The organism is Candidatus Nealsonbacteria bacterium, assembly GCA_019923625.1.
GTDB lineage: Bacteria > Patescibacteriota > Minisyncoccia > Minisyncoccales > RBG-13-42-11 > JAHXGN01.
The window spans coordinates 23,284-29,471 of sequence record JAHXGN010000003.1; the positions used below are offsets into that span (position 1 = coordinate 23,284).

The 6,188-nt window shown below is 33.4% G+C and carries 7 protein-coding genes; all 7 read left to right on the forward strand.

Annotated features, from left to right (window positions below; genetic code table 11):
• The first annotated feature begins 81 nt into the window (after positions 1 to 81).
• Complete coding sequence (locus tag KY055_00765) at positions 82 to 942, forward strand: HAMP domain-containing histidine kinase (GenBank protein ID MBZ1345167.1); 861 nt, start codon at positions 82 to 84, stop codon at positions 940 to 942.
• On the forward strand, positions 888 to 1,154 hold the full coding sequence (locus KY055_00770) for a HAMP domain-containing histidine kinase (protein ID MBZ1345168.1): 267 nt from the start codon (positions 888 to 890) through the stop codon (positions 1,152 to 1,154). The genes KY055_00765 and KY055_00770 overlap by 55 nt, the downstream gene beginning before the upstream one ends.
• 91 nt (positions 1,155 to 1,245) lie before the next feature.
• Entirely contained in the window at positions 1,246 to 1,614 is a 369-nt protein-coding gene (locus KY055_00775; protein MBZ1345169.1) for a response regulator, read from the forward strand.
• Between the two features lie 4 nt (positions 1,615 to 1,618).
• Positions 1,619 to 3,364 carry a GspE/PulE family protein gene (locus KY055_00780; protein ID MBZ1345170.1) on the forward strand — a complete coding sequence of 582 codons (1,746 nt, stop codon included), beginning with the start codon at positions 1,619 to 1,621 and terminating at the stop codon, positions 3,362 to 3,364.
• Positions 3,365 to 3,448: 84 nt separating this feature from the next.
• Positions 3,449 to 4,660, forward strand: a complete 1,212-nt coding sequence (locus tag KY055_00785) for a type II secretion system F family protein (GenBank protein MBZ1345171.1) — start codon at positions 3,449 to 3,451, stop codon at positions 4,658 to 4,660.
• A gap of 48 nt (positions 4,661 to 4,708) precedes the next feature.
• Positions 4,709 to 5,587: a prepilin-type N-terminal cleavage/methylation domain-containing protein gene (locus KY055_00790; protein MBZ1345172.1), complete on the forward strand. Its 879-nt coding sequence runs from the start codon at positions 4,709 to 4,711 to the stop codon at positions 5,585 to 5,587.
• Positions 5,578 to 6,069: a hypothetical protein gene (locus KY055_00795; protein ID MBZ1345173.1), complete on the forward strand. Its 492-nt coding sequence runs from the start codon at positions 5,578 to 5,580 to the stop codon at positions 6,067 to 6,069. The genes KY055_00790 and KY055_00795 overlap by 10 nt, the downstream gene beginning before the upstream one ends.
• Positions 6,070 to 6,188 lie beyond the last annotated feature (119 nt).

The window sequence follows — 6,188 nt, forward strand, 5'->3', positions numbered from 1 at the left end:
ATCAAATTCCAAAAAGTTTTCAATAAAAACAGACCATTTTATTTTTTTTGGTCAAATGATAAAATATGATATAATATCTTTATGAATCTTAAAACTATTTTTTATCAATTAAACATTTTCGCTCAGGCCAGAAAACATAATCTGCCGCTTTGGCAATTCCCTCAATTTATTTTTTTGCTAATGGGAATAATTATTATTATTTCAATGCTCTTTACTTATTTAATAGCCAGAGAGCTTATTGTTGACCCACTGGTTATTACTTTGATTGTTTTTTTCGTTACCGCTATTTTATTTATTCTCAGCTATATTATCACCTGGAATTTTGAAAAATTAGCCGAGATTTCAAGAATGAAATCAGAATTTATTGAAATAGTTTCTCATCAACTAAAAACCCCTCTTGTTGGTTTAAATTGGGCAATTGAGTTTTTAGCTTCCGGAGATTCAAGTCAAACTAAAACCGAAAGAGAAGAATATTTTAAAATTTTGAAAGAAAACAGCGATAGAATGACAAAATTAATTTCCGACCTACTGACAACCTCAAAAATTGAAATGAAAAGACTTTCCTTTGATAAAACCGAATTTTTTTTAGAAGATTTAATTAAGAATCTAATTTCAAGACTTGACACTCAAATTAAAAAAGAAAACATTGAAATAAAACTTCAACTTCAAAATAATCTACCTAAAATCTTTACCGACTCCCTTCAGCTTAAATTAGTAATTGAAAACTTATTAGATAATGCTTTTCGTTATCTTCAACCAAATCCAACCGGCTCTAATAACCAGAAAAACTCCGGCGGGAAAATTGAAATCTCTCTTGAAAAAAGCAATAATAAAATTTTTTTTCAAATAAAAGACAACGGAACCGGAATCCCCAAAGAAGATCAAAAATATATTTTTCAAAAATTTTCCGAAAAAGCAATAATAAAATTTTTTTTCAAATAAAAGACAACGGAACCGGAATCCCCAAAGAAGATCAAAAATATATTTTTCAAAAATTTTTCCGAGCCAAAAATGTCCTGAGATATCAAACCTCGGGCACGGGATTGGGTCTTTATATTGCCAAAAATATTATAAAAAGATTGGGGGGTAAAATCGGCTTTCATTCGGAAGAAAATAAAGGGTCTGTCTTTTGGTTTACACTACCAATTAAATAATTAAAATAAGATTAATAGACCAACAAACCGCCAATGATACAATAATAGTTATTATTCGCCCATCGGCGCTAATTCGTCTATTTATCGTTTTATGAAAAAAATTTTATTTATTGAAGATGAATCAATTCTTCAAAAAACCCTTACCAACCTCCTTCAAAATGAAGGATATGAAGTAATTAGCGCTTTGGATGGAAAAACCGGTCTCCAATTAGTCAAAGAAAAAAAACCGGATTTAATTTTACTTGATTTGGTTTTGCCAAAAATGCATGGCTTTGATGTTTTTAAAAAATTAAAAGAAGATGAAGAAACAAAAAATATTCCTATTATTGTTTTAACTAATCTGGAAGAAATAGGAGACATTGAAAAAGCCCTGGAATTGGGCGCAACAACTTATTTAGTTAAGGCCCAATATACGTTAGGGGAAGTGGTGGAGAAAATAAAAAAAGCCATAGAAGGGTAAATCTATGCGAGTAGAGCCCCAACAATTAAAAGCCTTTTTATTGGATGCGGATTTAATCAAAGAAGAAGAATTTGAAAGAGTGGTAAAAAAAGCTGAAAAAGAGAATCAGACAATCAGCCATATTTTGATTTCCGAAGGCCTGATTAGCCATGAAGAATTAATTAAATTAGAGGCCTATATTTTAGGCATTCCTTTTGTCAATTTGGAAAAAGAAATTATTCCCTCCGAGGTTTTAAGAATTATTCCCGAGCCAATTGCTTTTTCTCATAATATCGTTGCCTTTAGAAAAAAAGGAAACGATTTGGAGATAGCCATGCTTGACCCCGAGGACTTAAAGACAATCGAATTTATTAAAAAAACCGCCAATTTGAGAATTTTACCTCGCCTGACCAATCAAGAAAGCATAAAAAATGTTTTAAGGCAATATCAAAAGACGCTGAAAGTAGAAATTGGGGAAATTATTAAAAAAGACGGCGCTTTTTTTCCTGCCACAGCCCTAGAACAAGAAATTCCAAAAGAAGAATTACAAAAAATAGCCAAAGAATTGCCGGTGATTAAAATTGTTGACACTTTGATTAAGCACGCCATCCTTCAACGAGCTTCTGATATTCATATTGAACCAATGGAAAAGGAAATAATTGTTCGCTATCGAATTGATGGGGTTTTAAGAGAAACAATGACTTTTCCCAAAAGCGCTTCTTCAGGCATTGTCGCTCGAATAAAAATCCTTTCTAATTTAAAATTAGATGAATACCGGCTTCCCCAAGATGGTCGCTTTAAAGTTGAAAACAAAGAACATCGTTATTCTCTCAGGGTTTCAATCATGCCTATTTTTGAAGGAGAAAAAATAGTAGTTCGTCTTTTACCAGAAACAACCAAGGCCCCTGGTTTGGAAGAATTGGGGTTAAGAAATAAGGGATTAGAGTGGACTAAGGATAATCTAAAAAAACCAGTCGGCATGATTTTACTAACCGGACCTACCGGCTGCGGTAAAACGACCACCCTCTATTCAGCGTTGGAGACCTTAAACACTCCCGGGGTTAATATTTCCACTATTGAGGACCCGATTGAATATCAAATTCCCAGAATTAACCAAACTCAAGTTAATCCTAAAATTGGCTTAACCTTTGCCTCGGGCCTCAGAGCTTTAATCAGGCAGGATCCGGACATTATTATGGTTGGTGAAATTAGAGACAATGAAACCGCTTCCTTGGCAATTAATTCCGCTTTGACCGGCCATTTGGTTTTATCAACCCTTCATACCAATTCAGCTGCCGGAGCTATTCCCAGATTGATTGATATGAAAGTAGAGCCATTTTTAATTTCCTCCACCCTAAACATTATTGTTGCCCAACGACTGGTCAGAAGATTATGTCCGGAAAAAGAAAAATACAGATTATCGGATTCGGAACTAAAGCAGATTGCCAAATATTGTAATTTAAACCTTCTTCTTAAATCTCTCAAAGAAGAAAAAATTATCAAGCCCAAAATGACTTGGAAAGATGTTGATTTTTATCGGCCTAAAAAAACCAGAGAATGTCCTGATGGCTATCAAGGCCGAATTGGTATTTTTGAAGTTTTGCCAGTGACAGAAACCATTAAAGAATTAATTATTAAAGAAGCTGCTTCCGACCAAATTCAAATTCAAGCCAAAAAAGAAGGAATGAAAACAATGCTTGAAGACGGTTTTATAAAAGCCATTCAGGGAATAACCAGTATTGAGGAAGTGATGAGAGTGATTATTGAGTAAGCTCAAAACGTAAATTTTAAAGAGCAAAGCCACAACTTAAAACCAAAGGGTAAAGTTTTAAGTTTTGAGTTTTGAGTTTTTATTATGCCAAAGTATTTCTATATCGCCAAGTCATTAAAAGGAGAAGAAAAATATGGAACATTGGAAACTAAAGACGAGAAAGAATTAGTTCAAACCCTCCGCCAAGAGGGTTATTTTTTAATAAAAGCCGAATTAGAAGAGAAACAAATTCAAGGTTCGGCTTGGTGGGAAATTGGTCGGGTTTCCTTGGTTGAAAAAATAATCTTTACTCGAAATTTGAAATTAATGGTCTCAGCCGGTGTTTCTCTTCCCCGTTCTCTTTTGGTTTTAGCCAACCTAACCAAAAACCAAAAATTTAAAAAGATTTTATTAAAAGTAAGAGAAGAAGTTATTAAAGGAAAAGGTTTTTCCGATTCCTTAGCCAAACACCCCCGGGTTTTTTCAGAACTCTTTATTAATATGGTAAAAGTGGGCGAAGAGTCAGGGACTATAGAAGGGGTTTTAAAAATTTTGACCGAACAACAGGAAAAGGAAAATGAAATTAAGACAAAAATAAAAGGAGCGATGATTTATCCGATGGTTATAATTTCAACCATGATTGGAATGGGAATTCTAATGATGATATTGGTTGTTCCCCAATTAGCCGAAACCTTTCAAGAACTGAATGTTGAACTTCCACTTCTTACTAAATTGGTAATTTCTTTCGGTGTTTTTTTGGCTGAAAGGTGGCTTTCCTTTATTTTAATAATTCTTTTTCTTTTCATTTTATTAAAAATTCTTTTAAAAACAAAAACCGGCAAAACAATAAGCGATAAAATAATTTTAAAAATTCCTGTTATTTCCCCGATTGTTAAAAAAACTTATTCAGCTTATACCGTTAGAACATTGGGCTCTCTAATTTCAGCCGGGGTGCCTATTGTTAGGTCTTTAGAAATTGTTTCCCGAACCTTGGGCAATGTTTTTTTTAAAGAAGCAATAGTTGAGGCAGCCGAAAGGATAAAAAAAGGAGGGAAACTTTCAGAAGCAATAAGCTCTTATGACAACCTTTTTTCACATTTGGTTATTGAGATGGTGGGGGTTGGTGAAGAAACCGGCCAGACCTCGGAAATTTTAGCCAAATTAGCTGATTTTTTTGAGGAAGAGGTGGCTACAATTACTAAAAATTTATCTACTATTATTGAGCCAATTTTACTTCTTTTGGTTGGCATTGCGGTTGGTCTTTTTGCCATTTCAATTATTCAGCCGATTTATTCAATGTTGGGAGCAGTAAGGTGAAGCACCACCGAATGAATTCGGTGGTCTTCTTGCCCACTATTTTATAAAATGAAATTTTGCTTTTCAAATTTTAGAGGATTGACCTTAGTTGAATTGCTGATAATTATTGGAATTTTGGCTGTTTTAATTTCTATCACTATTCCCACTTTCTATTTTTTTAAAAGAGAATCGGAATTAACAAATAGCGCGCAAAAAATTATTACAACCCTTAGAATAGCCCAAAATAAAACCTTATCTTCAGAAGGAGCTTCTCAATACGGAGTTTATTTTAATAATTTAACCTTTCCCCATCAATATATTTTATTTAAGGGCAAAAATTATATTAATCGCCAGACGGCTTTTGATAAAATTTATAATCTCCCCTCGTCAATAGAAATTTTTGAGATAAATTTGAGAGGAGGAAAAGAAGTGGTTTTTCAACGGGTCAGCGGTCATACTTTCCAAACCGGAAACCTAAACCTAAGATTGATTAACGAACCAACAAAAACAAGAACTATTTATATTGAAAAACTCGGTCAAGTAGGTTTAAGCAATCCGCCAACTCCTTTTAATGGCCGAATGATTGATTCCAGACATGTTCATTTTCTTTATAACCGGACAATCAACCTTAATAATGAAATCCTTAGATTAACCCTTGACAATAATGTTGTTAAAAACATTATTATTGCTGAAAACATAAAAAATGGACAGATTTTTTGGCAGGGAGAAGTTGAGGTTAAAGGAGAAAAACAACGACTAAAAATTCATACCCATAAATTAAATGACCCCAACACTCTTTTTTCGATTCGTCGAGACAGAAGATTTAACAACAAATCCCTTAAAATTACCATTTCCGGCGACCAAACGGGTTACTTAATTAAATATAGAGCCGACGGTTTAATGACAACCAAAACTTCAATTTTTGCTTCGGAACCAGAATGGCAATAAAAAAAAATCAAAAATTTAAAAAAGGAATAATTATTATTGAAGTTTTAATAGCTATTTTTATTATTGGCCTTGTTTTTGCCGGTCTTTCCCAAACAATTGTTTCTTCTTTAAGGGTTTCTACTTTACTAAAAGAAAATATTGAAGCAAACAATTTGGTCCAAGCAACAATTGAGCAAGTTCGAAACTTCCGAGACGGAACCGATTGGCATATAAATGGATTAGGAACTTTAAAAACCAATATTCCCTATTATCCTCAAAAAACAACCGATGTTCCTCCCAAATGGACTTTGATTGAGGGTCAAGAAAAAATCGGTATTTTTACCAGATGGCTGATTTTTGAAAACGTTCAACGAGACGTCAATGATAATATTGTTGAAGAAGGAGGAAATATTGACCCTAATAGCAAAAAAATAATTAGCAATATTTCTTGGAGGGACAAAAAAGTTCAAGTAATTACATATTTAACCAATTGGCAAGAATGAAAAATTTAAAAATTAAATTTAAAAAAGAATTGGGCTTTACACCCGTAGAGGTCGAAGAGGATAAATCCTCTTCTCCACCCTTCGCTGCGGCTCGGGAGTCGAAGAGGATAAATCCTCTT